This window comes from Amycolatopsis sp. NPDC006131 (genome assembly GCF_040614175.1).
In the GTDB taxonomy this organism is placed as follows: Bacteria; Actinomycetota; Actinomycetes; order Mycobacteriales; family Pseudonocardiaceae; genus Amycolatopsis_E; species Amycolatopsis_E tucumanensis.
Window position 1 is genome coordinate 129,627 of the sequence record NZ_JBEXTX010000006.1, and the last position, 17,093, is coordinate 146,719.

At 70.4% G+C, this 17,093-nt stretch carries 16 protein-coding genes; 13 read left to right on the forward strand and 3 right to left on the reverse strand.

Going from position 1 to position 17,093, the window contains the following annotated elements; translation table 11 throughout:
- Positions 1–69 precede the first annotated feature (69 nt).
- Together ABZ215_RS06165 and ABZ215_RS06170 are read left to right on the forward strand one after the other, a co-directional pair.
- A complete protein-coding gene (locus ABZ215_RS06165) occupies positions 70–1,737 on the forward strand; it encodes an AMP-binding protein (RefSeq protein WP_354948118.1) in 1,668 nt (555 codons plus the stop codon).
- Positions 1,737–3,380: a class I adenylate-forming enzyme family protein gene (locus tag ABZ215_RS06170; protein WP_354948120.1), complete on the forward strand. Its 1,644-nt coding sequence runs from the start codon at positions 1,737–1,739 to the stop codon at positions 3,378–3,380. The genes ABZ215_RS06165 and ABZ215_RS06170 overlap by 1 nt, the downstream gene beginning before the upstream one ends.
- A 3-nt stretch (positions 3,381–3,383) precedes the next feature.
- Here ABZ215_RS06170 and ABZ215_RS06175 read toward each other — a convergent pair whose 3' ends face one another.
- Together ABZ215_RS06175 and ABZ215_RS06180 are read right to left on the reverse strand one after the other, a co-directional pair.
- Positions 3,384–3,782 (reverse strand): MaoC/PaaZ C-terminal domain-containing protein, encoded by a 399-nt coding sequence (locus ABZ215_RS06175; protein ID WP_354948122.1) that lies wholly within the window; start codon positions 3,780–3,782, stop codon positions 3,384–3,386.
- Entirely contained in the window at positions 3,779–4,195 is a 417-nt protein-coding gene (locus ABZ215_RS06180) for a MaoC family dehydratase N-terminal domain-containing protein (RefSeq protein ID WP_354948124.1), read from the reverse strand. The genes ABZ215_RS06175 and ABZ215_RS06180 overlap by 4 nt, the downstream gene beginning before the upstream one ends.
- Positions 4,196–4,259: 64 nt before the next feature.
- Here ABZ215_RS06180 and ABZ215_RS06185 point away from each other — a divergent pair, with 64 nt between their 5' ends.
- Together ABZ215_RS06185 and ABZ215_RS06190 are read left to right on the forward strand one after the other, a co-directional pair.
- Positions 4,260–5,435 (forward strand): acyl-CoA dehydrogenase family protein, encoded by a 1,176-nt coding sequence (locus tag ABZ215_RS06185; protein ID WP_354948126.1) that lies wholly within the window; start codon positions 4,260–4,262, stop codon positions 5,433–5,435.
- A gap of 4 nt (positions 5,436–5,439) precedes the next feature.
- Positions 5,440–7,362 (forward strand): AMP-binding protein, encoded by a 1,923-nt coding sequence (locus tag ABZ215_RS06190; protein WP_354948128.1) that lies wholly within the window; start codon positions 5,440–5,442, stop codon positions 7,360–7,362.
- Between the two features lie 10 nt (positions 7,363–7,372).
- Here ABZ215_RS06190 and ABZ215_RS06195 read toward each other — a convergent pair whose 3' ends face one another.
- A complete protein-coding gene (locus ABZ215_RS06195) occupies positions 7,373–8,152 on the reverse strand; it encodes a FadR/GntR family transcriptional regulator (RefSeq protein WP_354948130.1) in 780 nt (259 codons plus the stop codon).
- A 109-nt stretch (positions 8,153–8,261) separates the two neighbouring features.
- Between ABZ215_RS06195 and ABZ215_RS06200 the strand changes: the two genes are divergently transcribed.
- The 9 genes from ABZ215_RS06200 (at position 8,262) to ABZ215_RS06240 (ending at position 16,966) form a co-directional block, all read left to right on the forward strand.
- Positions 8,262–9,314, forward strand: coding sequence for an acyl-CoA dehydrogenase family protein (locus tag ABZ215_RS06200; RefSeq protein WP_354948132.1), 1,053 nt, complete (start codon positions 8,262–8,264; stop codon positions 9,312–9,314).
- A 72-nt stretch (positions 9,315–9,386) separates the two neighbouring features.
- A complete protein-coding gene (locus ABZ215_RS06205) occupies positions 9,387–10,553 on the forward strand; it encodes an acyl-CoA dehydrogenase family protein (RefSeq protein ID WP_354948134.1) in 1,167 nt (388 codons plus the stop codon).
- A complete protein-coding gene (locus ABZ215_RS06210) occupies positions 10,553–11,293 on the forward strand; it encodes an SDR family NAD(P)-dependent oxidoreductase (protein ID WP_354948136.1) in 741 nt (246 codons plus the stop codon). Before ABZ215_RS06205 ends, ABZ215_RS06210 begins: the two co-directional genes overlap by 1 nt.
- Positions 11,293–12,456: a thiolase family protein gene (locus ABZ215_RS06215; protein WP_354948138.1), complete on the forward strand. Its 1,164-nt coding sequence runs from the start codon at positions 11,293–11,295 to the stop codon at positions 12,454–12,456. The genes ABZ215_RS06210 and ABZ215_RS06215 overlap by 1 nt, the downstream gene beginning before the upstream one ends.
- A complete protein-coding gene (locus ABZ215_RS06220; RefSeq protein ID WP_354948140.1) occupies positions 12,453–13,676 on the forward strand; it encodes an acetyl-CoA hydrolase/transferase C-terminal domain-containing protein in 1,224 nt (407 codons plus the stop codon). The genes ABZ215_RS06215 and ABZ215_RS06220 overlap by 4 nt, the downstream gene beginning before the upstream one ends.
- On the forward strand, positions 13,673–14,590 hold the full coding sequence (locus ABZ215_RS06225) for a hydroxymethylglutaryl-CoA lyase (protein WP_354948142.1): 918 nt from the start codon (positions 13,673–13,675) through the stop codon (positions 14,588–14,590). The genes ABZ215_RS06220 and ABZ215_RS06225 overlap by 4 nt, the downstream gene beginning before the upstream one ends.
- A 10-nt stretch (positions 14,591–14,600) precedes the next feature.
- Positions 14,601–15,359 (forward strand): SDR family oxidoreductase, encoded by a 759-nt coding sequence (locus ABZ215_RS06230; protein ID WP_354948144.1) that lies wholly within the window; start codon positions 14,601–14,603, stop codon positions 15,357–15,359.
- A complete protein-coding gene (gene menB / locus ABZ215_RS06235) occupies positions 15,356–16,180 on the forward strand; it encodes a 1,4-dihydroxy-2-naphthoyl-CoA synthase (protein WP_354948146.1) in 825 nt (274 codons plus the stop codon). The genes ABZ215_RS06230 and menB overlap by 4 nt, the downstream gene beginning before the upstream one ends.
- Positions 16,181–16,198: 18 nt before the next feature.
- Positions 16,199–16,966 carry an enoyl-CoA hydratase-related protein gene (locus ABZ215_RS06240; RefSeq protein ID WP_354948148.1) on the forward strand — a complete coding sequence of 256 codons (768 nt, stop codon included), beginning with the start codon at positions 16,199–16,201 and terminating at the stop codon, positions 16,964–16,966.
- Positions 16,967–17,093 lie beyond the last annotated feature (127 nt).

A 17,093-nucleotide genomic window follows, 5' to 3' on the forward strand; every position in this document is an offset into this window, starting at 1 on the left:
CAATATTAACGTTGGACCGACGCACAAGGTTCGGACTCAGTCCATCTCCCAGATCAAGGAAGATCGCTCATGACGTTCGCGCGGGTCACGGATCGCTACTCGGCCGAGGAGATCGAGCAGTTCTACGCCACCGGCCGCTGGCGCAGGGAGAGCCTTTTCGATCTGCTCGAGCAGCAGGTGGAGATCCGTCCGGACAAGGTGTTCCTGACCGACGGCACCGCCTCGCTGACCTTCCGTGAGCTGCGCGACGGTGCCCTGCGGCTGGCCGCCGGCCTGCGCCGGGCGGGCGTGTCGCGTGGCGACCGGGTGTGCGTGCAGATCCCCAACTGGGTCGAGTTCGGGCAGATCGCCGTGGCGCTGTCCCGGATCGGCGCCATCATGGTGCCGATCATGCCGATCTACCGGCTCGACGAGGTCGGCTACATCGTGCGCAATGCCGGCGTCCGGATGGCGATCACCTGCCACACCTTCAAGAAGTTCGACTACGTGGCCATGTACCAGCAGATCCGGCAGGACGTGCCCGACCTGGAGACCGTCGTCGTGGTCCGGGGCGAGGCCGACGGCGCGACGTCGCTCACGGAACTGACCGCCGACGTCGAACCCGGGGCGGCCGTTAGCGAGATCGGGCCCGGCGCCGGGCCCGACGACCACTTCGTGATCGTCTACAGCTCGGGCACGACCTCGCGGCCCAAGGGCTGCCTGCACACGTTCAACACCATGGCGTGCGGCTCGCGGTTGCTGGCTCAGGGCTTCGGCTACAGCGACGCCGACGTGCAGTTCGGACCGTCCCCGGTCACCCACACCACCGGTCTCGTCACGAGCATCCTGCTGCCCCTGATGCACGGCGCGGCCTCGCACCTGATGGAGGTGTGGGAACCGAAAGCCGGCCTGGAACAGATCCGCGAGTTCGGTTGCACCGTGGCCGTCACGGCGACCACGTTCCTGCAGATGCTCATGGACGTCTATGATCCCGGCCGGCACGACGCGAGCAGCATGCGGTTGTGGGTCGCCGCCGGCGCGCCGATCCCGGCCGCCTTCGTCGAGCAGGCGCGGGAACTGCTCCCAGGCTGCCGGATCCTCAGCCTCTACGGGCGCACCGAGAACGTCACCACGACCATGTGCACGGTCGAGGACGACCCGGCGCGCTCGCTCACCTCCGATGGGCGCGTGCTGCCCGGCAGTTCGGTCAAGATCGTCGACGCGCTGGGGGAGGAGGTGCCGCGCGGGCAGGAGGGCGACATCGCCTACCGCGGGCCGATGCACATGCTGGAGTACATCGGCAACCCCACCGAGACGGCCGCGCTGTTCACGCCCGACGGGTATTCGCGGTCGGGCGACCTCGGGGTCATGGACGCCGACGGGTACGTCCGGGTCACCGGCAGGCTCAAGGACATCGTGATCCGCGGTGGCATGAACATCAGCGTCCGCCAGGTCGAGGACCTGCTGACCGGGCACCCCGCGGTGGCCGCGTGCGCGGTGGTCGGCATGCCGGACCGGCGTCTGGGCGAGCGGATCTGCCTCTACCTCGTGCCCCGCTCCGGCCACGAGGACGTGACCCTGGAGCAGATCAAGGAGTTCCTGCTCGGGAAGGGGCTGGCGATCCAGAAGATGCCGGAGCGCTTGGAAGTCGTGCCCGAGCTGCCGATGACGGCTACCGGCAAGATCCAGAAGCACCGGCTGCGCGCCGACATCGCGGCCAAGGTGGAGGACGCCGAGACCACGGCGCGAGGCCGGTGATGGACTGCGACGTCACCAGCCTGCACGACCGCCGGGCGGACCGCCGCTGGAACCGCATGGCGGTCGGGGACGTGCTGGAACGCCTCACCTGGAGCCGCCCCGACCAGATCGCGATCACCGGGCGGCCCGGCGCGTCCGGCGGCGAGCGGTTCTCCCGGCTGACCTACCGTCAGGCCGACGAAGCCGCGAACCGGGTGGCCCACGCTCTGCGCGCCCAGGGGTTGCGGCGCAGTGCACGCGTGCTCCTCTACTGCGACAACTCGGTCGAGGCGCTCGTCCTGATGTTCGGCATCGCCAAGGCCGGGCTGGTCGCGGTGCCGGTCAACCCCATGCTCGCCCCGGACGTGCTGGCCTGGGTGCTCGATCACGCGGAGGTGTCCTTCGCTGTCGTGGACGCCGAGTTCGCCGGACGGGCCGCTCCGGTCCTCGCCCGGGCCGGCCTGCCCGAGCCGGTGGTCATCCCGATCGGCGGTGACGGTGGCTCTTCGTCGTTCCACGATTGGATCCGCGACCAGCCGTGCTCGGAGGTCGACGGCCCGGTCCACGCGGACGACGTGTGGAGCCTCGTGTTCACCTCGGGCACGACCGCGATGCCGAAGGCGTCGATGGCCACGCACACCTACTCCTACCTCACCGCTTCCAGCTATGCGCTGTCGCTCACCCGCGGGCTGCGGTACGAGGACGAATTGCGGCTGTGCACGTTCCTGCCGATCGTGTACCACTGCGGCCACAACTCGGCGGTGTTCCCGGCGTTCTTCACCGGTGGGAGCGTCGTGCTCGGCCGCAGGCCGGACCCGGTGGCACTCGCCGACGCGATCACCGAAGAGCGCGCCACCGCGATCTGGGCGGGCTCCCCGCTGTGGCTGCAGAAGCTCGTCGACGAGGCGGCCGCGCGGCCCGGCGAGGTGGACCTGCGCAGCCTCACGGTCGCGATGTTCTCGTGGGGCGCGATGAAGCCGGACCTGTTCGAGCGGATGCGTGAGGCCTGCGGCGGCGACGTGCAGCTGCTGGAGGTGTTCGGGCAGACGGAGTCGATGTCGTGCTACCGGTTCTGGCCGGACCGCTTTCCGGACAAACGGGATCTGGCGATGACCGGTGTCAACTACGTCGGCACCCCCAACCCGTTGCTCGCGGCCGACATCGTGGACGAAAGCGGGCGGAGCCTTCGCGGCAAGCCCGGTGTCGCCGGGGAGGCGGTGTACCGCTCACCGGTCATCACCGCCGGCTACTACCGCGACGAGCGGGGCACAGCCGAGGCGTTCCGCGGCGGCTGGTTCCACTCGGGCGACAGCTGCGCGTTCGACGAGGACGGTCAGCAGATCATGGTCGACCGGTTCAAGGACATCGTGAAGTCCGGCGGCGAGAACGTGTCGAGCCTGCGGGTGGAGTCTGTTCTGGCCGAGCACCCGGACGTGGCCCGCGTCGCGGTGATCGGGGTGCCGGACGAGAAATGGGGCGAGGTGGTGACCGCGGTGGTCACCACCGTCGCCGGTGCGGCAGTGGACGAGGCCGCTCTGATCGCGTTCGCGCGGGAACGACTGGCCGGGTACGAGTGCCCGAAGCGGGTCCTCTTCGTCGACGAGATGCCGGAGACGGTCGGCGGGAAGATCCTCAAGTACCGGCTCCGGCAGCGCTTCTCGTGAGCCTCAGGTGACGGCGACCCGTGCCGTGGCACGCAGGACCTCGTCCTCGCCGCGGATTGCCCGCAGGGTCAGCTCCGCGACGCCGTCCCGCACCCCGGCCACCTCGCCGGAGAAGCGCAGGACGGCGCCCAGGAAGACCGGCGCCACGAAGCGGACCTCGTACTCGCGCAGATGCTCCACCCCGCACCAATCGGTGAGCCAGGCGGCGAGCATGCCCGCGTGCATCTGGCCCATCGCCAGCACGCCCGGGAACCCGGCCGCCCGGGCGAACTCCGGATCGTGGTGCAGCGGGTTGAAATCCCCGCCGGCACCGGCGAAACGCACGATGTCGGTCTGGGTGACGGGGCCGACCTCCCGCTCCGGCAGCGACTGGTCGGGCGCGACGGCGACGGGTGCTCTCATCGTTCTCCTCGCTCGATCAGGACTTCCCGGACCCGCACAACGCACTCGCCGTCGGCGTCTGAGTAGTCGGTCTCCAGGGTCACGAACCGCTTCCCGTGCTTGCGCACGTCATCGGCCACCCGCCGCACGCCGTGCAGCGAGTCGCCGGCGCACAACGGCCGGAAGTAGGTCCACTTCACCGAGCCCACCACGACGCGGTCGAAGGCCAGCCCCAGGTTCGCGACGAATCCCTGCTGGTCCCGGTGGTGCCCGGCGACGACGACGTGGGTGGCGGTGGCGGGCACGTCCGGGAACCCGGCGGCGCGTGCGGCTTCGGTGCTGGTGTGCACGGGGTCCTCAGTGCGGGTCGCCCGGGCGAACTCCCGGATTTTCCCGCGCTCGACGTCGAAGGCCACTTCGTCCAGGATGTCCACCGAACCTCCCTGTTTGGTCCGACCTATAGTATCATTGGTCCGAAACGACGTGAAGGGTTGGCACATGGACCTCACGGACTCCCCCGAGGAGGAGCAGTTCCGCGCGGAGATCAGGGAATGGCTGGCCGCCGCGCTGCCGAAGCTGCCGTGGCCCGAGCCGCCCGGCCTGGAGGACAAGCTGCCGTTCTGGCGGCAGTGGCAGCAGATGCTGTTCGAGGCCGGCTACGCGGGGCTGTCCTGGCCGAAGGAGTACGGCGGACGGGGTGTGGACGAGAAGCTGCGCGCCGTGTTCATCGAAGAGACGGACCGGGCCGGCGCCCCCGAACGGCTCAACATCATCGGCGAAGACTTCGCCGGGCCCACGATCGCCGAATTCGGCACCGAGGCGCAGAAGGAGCGGTTCCTGCGCCCGATCCTCGCCGGCGAGGAGATCTGGTGCCAGCTGTTCTCCGAGCCGGAAGCCGGGTCCGACCTGGCGTCGCTGCGCACGCGGGCGACCAAGGTGGACGGTGGCTGGCGCATCGACGGCCAGAAGATCTGGACCAGCCGGGCCCAGCTCGCGGCGCACGCGATCCTGCTGGCCCGTACCGGCGGCGGTCCGCGGCACAAGGGCATCACGTTCTTCCTGCTGCCGATGGACAGCCCGGGCGTCACGGTGCGGCCGCTGAAGCACATGCTCGGTGAGGCCGAGTTCAACGAGGTTTTCCTGGACGGCGTGTTCATCCCCGACGACCTGGTCGTGGGGGAGGTCGACGGCGGCTGGCGGGTCGCGATGGGCACGCTGGGCTACGAGCGCGTCGCGATCGCGACCGGCCGGGTCAACACCCAGCGCGCGGTCGCCGACATCATCAGCGACATCGCCGGGCGCACCGGCGAGGACGGCCGCCCGCTCGGCGCGAATCCGGTGATCCGGCAGAAGGTGGCCGACCTCTACGGCCGGGCCCTGACCCACCGCCTCATCGGGCAGCGTGTGGTGACCCTCGCCGCCGAGGGTGGTCCGCCCGGACCGGTCACCTCGATCGGCAAGCTGTACTTCTGTCCGCTGGTGGAGGACCTGGCCGACTTCCGGCTGTCGCTGGAGCCGCTGGGCGGCCAGTTCGGGCTCGACGACGAGCTAGCCGAGGCCGCCAGGTGGCTGCGGCTCACCTACCAGGCGCGCGGTACCGCCATCGCCGGCGGTTCCACCTTCATCCAGCGCAACATCGTGGCCGAGCGGATGCTCGGCATGCCGAGGAGCTGACACCGTGGTCTACACCTGGGTCCCCACCGACGACTACGTCGAGCACGCCAATGTCACCCGGCTCGCCCGTGCCCACGGCATCGGCTCGCTGGCGCAGCTGCGGGCGCGGTCGGTCGCCGACATCGAGTGGTACTGGGACGCGGTCGTGCGCGACCTCGGCCTGCCGTTCCGCACACCGTACGCGCGCGTCGCGGACCTCTCGCGGGGCATCGAGTGGCCGGAGTGGTTCCCCGGCGGCGAGCTGAACATCGTCGACGCGTGCCTGACCCGGTGGGCCGACGCGTCGCCGGAGCGCCCGGCCGTGGTGCACGAGGCCGAGGACGGCAGCGTCCGCACGCTCACTTTCGCCGAGCTGGCCAGTGAGGTCGAGCGCGTGGCCGCCGGGCTGCGCGCGCTGGGCATCGGCCGCGGTGACGCGGTCGGGCTGTTCCTGCCGATGGTCCCAGAGGCCGTCGTCGCCTGCTACGCGATCGCCCGGCTCGGCGCGGTGCTGGTGCCGCTGTTCTCCGGGTTCGCGCCGACCGCTATCGCCTCCCGCCTGCAGGACGCCGACGCCAAGGCCGTCGTCGTGGCCGACGGCACCGTCCGCCGACGCCGCGAGGTGGCCATGAAACCGCTGCTCGACGAGGCACTGGAATCCTGCCCGGCCGTGCGCCACGTGGTCCTGGTCGGCAACCTCGACGAGGAACCGAAGACCGCAACGTCGCGGGATGTGCTCTGGTCGCGGCTGCCGGCCGGTGATCCCGGCCCGGTCGAGGCGATGCCCGCCACCGACACCCTGCTGCTCGCCTACACCTCGGGCACCACCGGCAAGCCCAAAGGTGCGGTGCACACCCACGCCGGGTTCCTGGTGAAGACGGCCAGCGAGGTCGCATACTCGTTCGACCTCAAGCCGGGTGGCGTCTTCTGCTGGGTCACCGACATGGGCTGGATCATGGGCCCGCTGTCGATCTTCGGCACGCACGCCAACGGCGGGACCCTGCTGCTCTACGAAGGCTCGCCGGACATCCCCGGTCTGGACCGGTTGTGGCGGCTCGCCGAACGCCACCGCGTCAGCATGCTCGGGGTGTCGCCGACCCTCATCCGGACGTTGCGCACGAACGAGGACACCGATCTGAGCGGGTTCAACCTGTCTTCGGTGCACGTGCTCGGCTCGACAGGGGAGCCGTGGGACCCGGACTCCTACGAGTGGCTGGCCCGCGACGTGTTCGGCGGCCGCGTGCCGATCATCAACTTCTCCGGCGGCACCGAGGTCGGCGGATCGTTCCTGGCGCCGTACCCGGTCGAGCCGATCCGCAGCTGTTCGCTCGGCGGGCCGTCGCTGGGCATGGACGTCGACGTGGTCGACGACGCCGGGCGGCCGGTCCGCGGCGAGGTCGGGGAGCTGGTGTGCCGGCAGCCGTGGCCCGCGATGACCCGTGGCGTGTGGAAGGACGACGAGCGCTACCTGGAGGCGTACTGGTCGACCTTTCCCGGGATGTGGCGGCACGGCGACTACGCCCTGGTCGACGACGACGGCCAGTGGTTCATCCGCGGGCGCTCCGACGACGTCATGAACATCGCGGGCAAACGGCTCGCGCCGGCCGAGGTCGAGGCGGTGATGGCCACGCACCCGGCCGTCGCCGAGGCGGCCGCGGTGGGCGTGCCGGACGCGAAGAAGGGCGAGGCCGTGTGGGCGTTCTGGGTGCCCCGCCCGGGCGCCGGCGAGGACGTGTCGGCGGCGCTGCGCGAAATGGTGGCCGAGGAGCTCGGCAAGCCGTTCGCGCCCGCGGTGGTGCACCGGGTGGCCCAGCTGCCCAAGACCCGGTCTGCCAAGATCCTCCGGCGCGCCGTGCGCGCGGCCGTGCTGGGCAGCGACCCCGGGGACCTCTCCGGCGCCGAGAACCCCGAGGCGGTCGCGGAGATCCGTGCGCTCGTCCGTCCGTGAGCCGGACGGCTCAGCCTTCGCCGGGGACCGGGATCTCGGTACGTTCCTCGACCTCGAGAACGGCCTCGGCGTAGGAGTGGACGTGCCGACTCATGCGGCGCACCGCGGCATCTGGGTCCTGGGCCCGGATGGCCGCGGTGATCGACTTGTGCGCCTTGACCGTGGTGCGCCGCACCTCGTCGTTGACGAACGCCTCGTTCTCGGTGGCTGCGTAGATCGCCGTGGACAGTGCGGTCATCAGGCCCGTCAGCAGTTCGTTGTGGCTGGCGGTGGCGACCCCGACGTGCCAGTCGACGTTGGCCTGCAGGAAGTCGGCGAGGCTGCCGTCCTCGTCGGCGATGGCCTTGTTGGCGGCGTCGAGGCGAGCCAGGTCGGCCTCGGTGCGGTGCCGTGCGGCCAGCTTGGCGCAGTAGGGCTCGATCGCCTCGCGGGTCTCCAGCAGCGCGGCCAGCCGCACCTTCTGACCGCGGATGAGCAGGTTCACCGAGCTGGTGATCGAGTCCCGACCCGGGCGCTGCACGAACGCGCCGCCGCCGCGGCCGGCCTTGATCCGGACCAGGCCCTGGACCTCGAGGATGCGCAGGGCCTCGCGCACCGTGGTGCGGCTCATCCGGGTCTGGGAGACCAACTCGCGTTCGGTCGGCAGCGCGGTGCCTTCTTCGAACTCGCCCTCGAGGATGCGTTCCCGCAGGTCGTCGGCCAGCACGTCGGACGCCTTGGGCACCTCCATCGGGCTCAGGCGCACCGCGGAGCGGGTGGCGTTGGTCGCCCCAGGGCGTGTGCCCGCCATGTCAATCTCCCCACACTTTGGCCTAAAGGTCTGACCTAACTTACCATCGTTCTCAGGTTCGCGACGTATTGAACCAGCACTCGCGACATCAACGGCGAAAGGCACGAGCATGCGTTGGACGTTGACCGAAGACCAGGAGTTGTTCCGGGACTCCTTCCGGGGCTGGCTCGACCGGTTCGCGCCGGCGGAGGCGGTGCGTGGCTGGCTCGACGCCGGTGACGCCGGAGTCTTCGAGCGGCGGTTCGTCGAGGAGGGCTGGTTCTCCGTCGGAACCCCGGAATCGGCGGGCGGTCAGGGCGGGGGGCTGCTCGAGCTCGCGCTGGCCGCGGAACAGCTCGGCCGCTCGGCTGCCCCGTCCTCGGCGTGGCTGGCATCCGTGCCGGCCGTTCCGATGCTGCCGGCCGAAGTGGCGGAGGCGTGCCTGACCGGCGGGGAATTCGCCGTTCTCGCGGTGACTGCGGACAAACCGGCCGATTTCCCCGTGGCGGTCGACGTGGCCGACGGTCTCCTGACCGGGACGGTGCCGCTGGTCCTCGGTGCGGACCGGGCGGCGAAGTTCGTGGTGCCGGCGGGTGGCCGGCTCTACCTCGTCGACGCCGCGGAGACGAGTCTGACCCGGCGGTCCCTGCTGGACCGCAGCCGCTCGGTCGCCGACGTCTCGCTCGACGGTGTCCGGGGGGCGGAACTCGCCGCGGACGCCGGACGGGAACTGGCGCGGGCCGCGTTGCGGTCGGCGGTGCTGGTCGCGGCCGACAGCCTCGGCGCGGCCGAGCGGATGCTGGACCTCGCGGTCGGGTACAGCAAGCAGCGCGAGCAGTTCGGCGTGCCGATCGGGTCGTTCCAGGCGGTCAAGCACGCGGCGGCGACGATGCTGGTCGCCGTCGAATCCGCACGCTCGCTGGTCTACTACGCCGCCGCGTCGGTCGAGCAAGAGCATGAGGACTTCGCGCTGCACGCGGCGGCGGCGAAGGCTCAGGTGTGCGCGTCGGCGGCCGGCGTCGCGGACAGTGCGCTGACCTTGCACGGCGCCATCGGATACACGTGGGAGCACGACCTGCAGCTGTTCTACAAGCGCGCCAAGCTCAACGAGCGCCTGGCGGGGTCGCCTTCGGCGTGGAACGAGCGCTTGGCGGCGGCGCTTCCGCTGGTCCCGGCCGCGTGACGGGAAGCCCTATAGTTTTGGTCAGTCCTTTGTTATAGTTGGGCCAAATCCAATGTCGGGTGGGAGAGCGCGGTGGACTTTGCACTGACCGAGGACCAGGCGACCATTCGCCAGGCGGTGGCCGAACTGGCTGCGAAATTCGACGACCAGTACTGGCTGGAGAAGGACGCGGCGAAGGAGTTCCCCACCGAGTTCTACAACGCCTTCGCCCAGGGTGGATGGCTCGGCATCACCACGCCGGAGGAGTACGGCGGGCACGGCTACGGCATCACCGAAGCCGCTCTGCTGCTGGAGGAGGTGTCGGCGTCCGGCGGCGGGATGAACGCGGCCAGCTCGATGCACCTGTCGATCTTCGGGATGCACCCGGTGATCGTGCACGGCTCCGAGGAGCTCAAGCGGCGCACGCTGCCCCGGATCGTCAACGGCGACCTGCACGTCTGCTTCGGTGTCACCGAACCGGGCGCCGGCCTGGACACCACCCGCATCACCACCTTCGCCCGCCGCGAGGGCGACGAGTACGTGGTCAACGGCCGCAAGGTGTGGATCTCCAAGGCGGTGGAGTCGGAGAAGATCCTGCTGCTGACGCGGACGACGAAGTTCGAGGACGTCAAGAAGAAGACCGACGGGCTGACGCTGTTCCTCACCGACCTCGACCGGTCGAAGGTGGACATCCGCCCGATCCGGAAGATGGGCCGCAACGCGGTCACCTCGAACGAGCTGTTCATCGACGACCTGCGGATCCCGGTGGAGGACCGCGTCGGTGAGGAGGGCGAGGGCTTCCGCTACATCCTCGACGGTCTCAACCCCGAGCGGATGCTGGTGGCCGCGGAGGCGCTCGGCCTCGGCCGGGCGGCGCTGCGGGCCGCCGTCCGATACGGCAACGAGCGCGAGGTGTTCGGCCGCCCGATCGGCATGAACCAGGGCCTGCAGTTCCCGCTCGCGGACTCGCTGGCCCGGCTCGACGCCGCGGAACTGGCCCTGCGCAAGGCGACCTGGCTCTACGACAACGGCAAACCCTGCGGGCGTGAGGCGAACACGGCGAAGTACCTGTGCGCCGACGCCGGTTTCCAGGCCGCGGATCGCGCACTGCAGACCCACGGCGGCATGGGGTACTCGGAGGAGTACCACGTCTCGCGGTACTTCCGCGAGGCCCGCCTGCTCAAGATCGCACCGCTGAGCCAGGAGATGGTCCTGAACTACCTCGGCTCGCACGTGCTCGGACTGCCGAGGAGCTACTGATGTTCCGACTCGACGACCGATCCGCCCTCGTCACCGGCGCGGGTGGTGGCATCGGCGCCGCCGTCGCCCGGGCGTTCGCCGCGGCCGGTGCGCGGGTGCTGGTCACCGACATCGACGAGCAGGCCGCCAAGGTGACCGCGGAGAGCATCGGCGACGCGGCCGAGTACCGCGCGCTCGACGTGCGCGACGCGGCCGCCGCGGCCGAGGCGGCGCAGCAGGCGGCGGCGCTCACGGGCGGGACGCTGCACATCCTGGTCAACAACGCGGGCGCGATCGCGCCGGCCATGTTCCCGAAGCTGACCGAGGAAGCGTTCCGCCGGATCGTCGACATCCACCTCGTGGGCAGCTTCGTGTGCAGCCAGGCGGCGTTGCCCTACCTGCCCGCAGACGGCAGCGGCCGGATCATCAACGTCACCTCCGCCGCGGGTATCGACGGAACGATCGGCCAGGCCAACTACGGCGCCGCCAAGGCCGGGATCATCGGTCTCACCAAGTCGCTGGCCCGGGAGCTGGCCCGGCAGCAGGTCACCGTCAACGCGCTCGCGCCGCTGGCCGCCACGGCGATGACGGAGAACATCCGCAGCAACGAGAAGCTGGCCGCCAAGACGCTCGCACGCATCCCGCTCGGCCGGTGGGCCACGCCCGACGAAATCGCCGGCAGCTTCGTCTTCCTGGCCTCGCCCGCGGCGGGGTACATCACCGGCCAGGTGCTGCCGGTCGACGGCGGGACGGTGATGTGATGCGGCACGGACGTGAAGTCGTGATCGCCGAGGCGGTGCGCACCCCGATCGGCAAGTCGCACCCCGAGCGCGGCTGGTACCGCGACACGCACCCGAACGCGCTGCTCGCCGCGTGCTACACCGAACTCCTGTCTCGCACGGGCGTCGCCCCTGCTGCGGTGGAGGACCTGGTGATCGGCTGCACCGCTCCGTTCGGCGAGCAGTCCCGCAACATCGGCCGCAACGCGTGGCTGCAGGCCGGGTATCCGCCCGAGGTGCCGGCGGTGACCCTGGACCGCCGGTGCGGCTCGGCGCAGACCGCGGTCGAGATGGCCGCCGGGCTGGTCGGGACCGGCACGCACGACGTGGTGATCGCCGGCGGCGTCGAGCACATGGGACACGTGCCGATCGACTCGCCGGTGAAGATCTCCGAACTCTACGGTGATCCGTGGCCGGCCGAGCTGCGTGACCGGTATTCCTTCGTGCACCAGGGGGAGAGCGCCGAGCTGATCGCCGACCGCTGGGACATCAGCCGTACCGAGATGGACGAGTTCGCGGTCCGCTCCCATGCACTGGCGAGTGCCGCGTGGGAAGCCGGGCACTTCGATGCGGAGCTGGTGTCCTTCGACGGCCTCCGTGGTGACCAGAGTGTTCGCCCCGGCACCGACCTGGAGAAGCTGTCGGCGCTCAAGCCGGCTTTCCGCAAGGAGAACGGCCGCATCACCGCGGGCAGTTCGTCGCCCATCTCCGACGGCGCGGCCGCGGTCCTGCTGGCCTCCCGCGACGCCGCGGCCGAGCACGGTCTGCGGGCGCGGGCGCGGATCCTCGACCAGACCACGGTCGGGGTGGACCCGATCATCATGCTGACCGGTCCCATCCCGGCGACCCGGAAACTGCTGGAGCGCAACGGGCTCACGGTCGGCGACATCGACCTGTTCGAGGCCAACGAGGCGTTCAGCTCGGTGGTCCTGGCCTGGGAGCGCGAGCTGAAGCCGGACATGGACCGCGTCAACGTCAACGGCGGCGCGATCGCCCTCGGACATCCGGTCGGCGCGACCGGCTCGCGGCTGATGGCCACGATCCTCGCCGAGCTGGAGCGCCGGGACGCCGAGCTGGGCCTGGTCACCATGTGCTGCGGTGGGGGCCTGGGCACCGCCACCCTGATCCAGCGGCTCGACGGATGATCGAGCTCGCCCGTCACGTGCCGCCCGGCGCCGGGATCTGGTGGGGCCAGGCCAGCGCCGAGCCGACCCCCCTGGTGCACGCCCTGCTCGACCAGATCGGCGAGCTGGGGCCGCACCGCGCGTTCTGCGGCCTGACCTGGGACCACCGGCTCACCCGGGAGCTGCCCGAGCAGCTGTCGCTGATCTCCTACGGAGCACTCGGGGAGCTGCGCCGGACCAGCCGAGCGGGCCGGCTCACCGTCGTCCCGTGCCACTACTCGGCCTTGCCGCGGATGTTCGCCGAGCGGGTGCTGCCCTCCGACGTCGGATTCGTCCAGGTCTCCCCGCCGGACTCCGACGGGATGTGCTCGCTCGGTGTCGGCGCCGACTACGCCGCCGACGCCGTCGAGCACACCCCGGTCCTGCTGGCCGAGGTCAACCACCGCATGCCCGCCACCACGGGCACCGCGCGGATCCCGTTGTCCCGCTTCGCCGCGACCGTGGAAACCGACCGGCCGCTGGCCGAGGCGCCGGCCAAGGCGCCCGACGACGTCGAGTCGGCGATCGCCCGGCACGTGGCGGAGCTGATCGAGGACGGCGACACGCTGCAGATGGGCGTCGGCTCGCTGCCCTCGGCGGTGCTGGACTGCCTGGCCGGGCACAAAGACCTCGGCTTCCACTCCGGCATGATCTCCGACGGCGTGCTTCGCCTGGTCGAGAAGGGCGTTCTGACCGGCGCGCGCAAGGAGATCGACCCGGGGATCATCGTCACCGGCGCCGCACTGGGCACCGCCGAGCTGTACGACCGGCTGCCCGACCTGCCGGTGCACTTCCGGCCGGCCAGCTACACCCACGCCCCGGAAACGCTGTCCCGCCTGCGGTCGCTGGTGTCGGTCAACTCAGCGATCGAGGTCGACCTCACCGGACAGGTCGGTGCCGAGATCCGCCGCGGCGTCTACATCGGAGCGGTGGGCGGTCAGGCCGACTTCACGCGGGCCGCGTCGCTCACCGGAACCCGGTCGATCATCACGGTGCGGGCCCGCTCCGGGACGCACTCCACCATCGTCCCGGCGCTGCACGGCGGCGCCGTCACCACGTCACGGTCCGATGTGGACGTCGTGGTGACGGAGTACGGCGCCGCGCACCTGCGCGGGTGCGACCTCGCCGAACGGGCCAGGCGCCTGATCGCGATCGCCGCGCCCGAGCACCGGGAAGCCCTGTCGAGAGGAGCCTGCACATGACCACCCGGCGACCGAGCAGCGTGCACATCCGTGAGGTCGGCCCGCGCGACGGTTTCCAGAACGAGCCCGAGCACATCCCCACCGAGCAGAAGGTGCGGCTGATCAACGCGCTGGCCCGCGCGGGACTCAAGCGGATCGAGGTCGCGAGCTTCGTGCGGCCCGACGTGATCCCGCAGCTCTCCGACGGCGTCGAGGTGCTGAACCGGATCGACGTGCCGGACGACGTGCGGCTGATGGTGCTGATCCCGAACAGCAGGGGCCTGGACAACGCCCTCGAGGTGCGGGAGAAGTTCCACGAGGCCGCGATCTTCGTGTCCGCCTCGGAGACGCACAACAAGAAGAACGTCAACCGCACCGTCGCCGAGACGATGGCCGACAACGACAAGATGGCCGCCCGCATCCGGAGCGAGGGGCTGACCTGCGCGGCGGTCGTCGCGACGTCGTTCGGCTGCCCCTACGAGGGCAAGGTCGAACTGGACCGGGTGCTCGGCCTCGCCGAACGCTTCGCCGAGGCGGGCGCCACTGAGATCGGCTTCGGCGACACCACCGGCATGGCGAACCCGGCCTATGTCACGGAGTTCTTCACCGCCGCGCTGGAGCGGCTGCCCGGCGTCGAGGTCACCGCGCACTTCCACAACACCCGGGGCCAGGGGCTGGCCAACGCCTTCGCGGCCCTGGAGGTGGGGTGCGCGAGCTTCGAGTCCAGCTTCGGCGAGCTGGGCGGTTGCCCGGTCCCACCCGGATCGACCGGCAACATCGCGACCGAGGACCTGGTCAGCATGTTCCACGAAATGGGCGTCGAGACCGGGCTGTCCCTGCCCGGGCTCATCGACGCCGCGCGTGCCGCCCAGGACGTCCTGGGTCGCAAGCTCACCAGCCATTCCATCGTCGCCGGCCCCGTCAACTGGAACTGAGAGGAAGCACATGAGCAACCGCGTCGCGCTCGTCACCGGCGGTGCGCAGGGCATCGGGCAGGGCATCGCCCTGACCCTGGGCGAGCAGAAGTACCGGGTCGCGATCGCCGACCTCAACCTCGAGGCCGCGCAGGCCGCCGCGCAGACCATCACCGACGCGGGCGGCACCGCGCTGGCGGTGCAGACCGACATCACCGACACCGCGTCGGTGCAGGCCGCGGTCAAGACCGTGACCGCGGAGCTCGGTCCGGTCGAGATCGTCGTGAACAACGCCGGCTGGGACGACTTCATGAAGTTCGTCGACACCGACGAGGACTTCTGGAACCGCATCCTGGACATCAACTTCAAGGGCGCGCTGCGCGTCATCCAGGCCGTCCTGCCGGGCATGATCGAGCGCGGCTTCGGGCGGGTGATCAACATCGGATCCGACGCCGGCCGCGTCGGCTCGTCCCTGGAGGCGGTGTACTCCGGCGCCAAGGGCGGCATCATCGCGTTCACCAAGACCCTGGCCCGCGAGGTCGCCACCAAGGGCGTCACCGCCAACACCGTGTGCCCCGGGCCGACCGACACCCCGGCACTGCGCAAGTTCGCCGACAACTCCGGCCAGGACGCGGACAAGGTGCTCGCCGGGATGGTTCGCGGTGTCCCGATGAAGCGGCTGGCCAAGCCCAGCGATGTCGCGGCCGCGGTCGCGTTCTTCGCCTCCGACGCCGCCGAGTACATCACCGGGCAGACCCTGTCGGTCAGCGGCGGATTGACGATGGCGTGAGCGTCGAGTGGAAGCAGGTCGGTGACTACACCGACATCCGGCTGGATTACAGCGGGGACGGCATCGCCAAGATCACCATCTGCCGTCCGGAGGTGCGCAACGCCTTCCGCCCGCAGACGCTGGTCGAGGTCTCCGATGCCCTCGAGGTCGCCCGCGAGGACACCACCATCGGGGTCATCATTTTGACCGGGCAGGGGGATCTCGCGTTCTGTTCCGGCGGCGACCAGCGGGTGCGCGGCGACACCGGGTACCTGTCCGAACCGGGCAAGCCCGGCCGGTTCCACGTCACCGACCTGCACGTGCAGATCCGGCGGCTGCCGAAACCGGTGGTCGCGATGGTCGCGGGCTACGCGGTCGGCGGGGGACAGGTGCTCCAGCTGGTTTGCGACCTGGCGATCGCGGCGGACAACGCGCGGTTCGGGCAGACCGGTCCGCGCGTCGGCTCGTTCGATGGCGGGTTCGGCGCCGGGCTCCTGGCGAACCTGGTGGGCGCCCGCAAGGCCAAGGAGATCTGGTTCCTGTGCCGCCAGTACGACGCGCGGCAGGCGCTGGAGATGGGTTTGGTCAACACCGTCGTGCCACTGGCCGATCTGGAGCCCGAAACCGTCAAGTGGTGCCGGGAGATGCTCGAGCTGTCGCCGTTCGCGCTGCGGATGCTCAAGGCGAGCTTCCACGCCGCCGAGGACGGGCTGGCCGGCATCCAGCAACTCGCGCACGACGCCAACCTGCTGTTCTACGCCTCCGACGAGGCCAAGGAAGGCCGTGAGGCCTACAAGGACAAGCGGCGGCCCGACTTCGGCCGGTTCCCGCGGCGTCCCTGACCACGAAAGGGTTTTTCCATGAGCGACAACGCGGTCGTCCGGCGCGCCGCTGGTGACGGTATCGAGGTGTTCACGCTACGGCGCGGCCCGGCGAACGCGCTGGGGCTGCCCATCATCGACGGTCTCAACACGGCGCTGGATGCCGCGGAGGGCGCCAAGGTCGTCGTGGTGGCTTCCGAGATCCCCGGGTTCTTCGCGGCGGGCGCCGACATCAAGCACATGTCGGCGATCGACGCGAAGTCGTTCACCGAGTACGGCGACCGGTTGCGCGGCGTGCTGGACCGGCTCGCGTCGGCCGACCGGATCACCATCGCCGCGGTGGACGGGCTGGCGCTGGGTGGCGGTCTGGAGCTGGCGATGGCCTGCACGCTGCGGGTGGGGTCGGCGTCGGCGAAGTTCGGTCTGCCCGAGGTCAAACTCGGCCTCATCCCGGGCGCCGGCGGGACTCAGCGGCTACCGCGGCTCGTCGGGCGCGGCCGGGCGCTGGACATCATGCTGACGGCGCGTCAGGTGCCCGCGGAAGAGGCGCACGCGATCGGGCTGATCGACCGCCTCGTGCCCGCGGGGACGGCGGAGAAGGCCGCGCTGGAGCTGGCGCGGGAGCTGGCCCGTCTGTCGCTGCCCGCGCAGCAGGCGGTGATCCGGACCGTGGACGCCGCGTTCGACCTGCCGCTGGACCAGGGTTTCCGGTTCGAGGTGGAGCAGGAACAGGAGCTATTCGAGTCGGGCGAGGCTCGTGAAGGGATCACCGCGTTCCTCGAGAAGCGGCCGGCGAATTTCGCCTAGCAACGGGCCTCTCCCGATCGGGGGAGATGATCCCCCGCCCGGGAGAGCGTTTTGCCCCTTTGTGGAGACGCTTTTGTTCCAATGATAAGACCAAAATTCGGGGGACCATCTGATACTCCCCACCCCT

Excerpts from the sequence above, each read along its gene's own strand:
- ABZ215_RS06165 (WP_354948118.1), top strand. The coding sequence starts at position 70 with ATGACGTTCGCGCGGGTCACGGATCGCTACTCGGCCGAGGAGATCGAG.
- ABZ215_RS06170 (WP_354948120.1), top strand. The coding sequence starts at position 1,737 with ATGGACTGCGACGTCACCAGCCTGCACGACCGCCGGGCGGACCGCCGC.
- ABZ215_RS06175 (WP_354948122.1), bottom strand. The coding sequence starts at position 3,782 with ATGAGAGCACCCGTCGCCGTCGCGCCCGACCAGTCGCTGCCGGAGCGG.
- ABZ215_RS06185 (WP_354948126.1), top strand. The coding sequence starts at position 4,260 with ATGGACCTCACGGACTCCCCCGAGGAGGAGCAGTTCCGCGCGGAGATC.
- ABZ215_RS06195 (WP_354948130.1), bottom strand. The coding sequence starts at position 8,152 with ATGGCGGGCACACGCCCTGGGGCGACCAACGCCACCCGCTCCGCGGTG.
- ABZ215_RS06200 (WP_354948132.1), top strand. The coding sequence starts at position 8,262 with ATGCGTTGGACGTTGACCGAAGACCAGGAGTTGTTCCGGGACTCCTTC.
- ABZ215_RS06210 (WP_354948136.1), top strand. The coding sequence starts at position 10,553 with ATGTTCCGACTCGACGACCGATCCGCCCTCGTCACCGGCGCGGGTGGT.
- ABZ215_RS06215 (WP_354948138.1), top strand. The coding sequence starts at position 11,293 with ATGCGGCACGGACGTGAAGTCGTGATCGCCGAGGCGGTGCGCACCCCG.
- ABZ215_RS06220 (WP_354948140.1), top strand. The coding sequence starts at position 12,453 with ATGATCGAGCTCGCCCGTCACGTGCCGCCCGGCGCCGGGATCTGGTGG.
- ABZ215_RS06225 (WP_354948142.1), top strand. The coding sequence starts at position 13,673 with ATGACCACCCGGCGACCGAGCAGCGTGCACATCCGTGAGGTCGGCCCG.
- ABZ215_RS06230 (WP_354948144.1), top strand. The coding sequence starts at position 14,601 with ATGAGCAACCGCGTCGCGCTCGTCACCGGCGGTGCGCAGGGCATCGGG.
- ABZ215_RS06240 (WP_354948148.1), top strand. The coding sequence starts at position 16,199 with ATGAGCGACAACGCGGTCGTCCGGCGCGCCGCTGGTGACGGTATCGAG.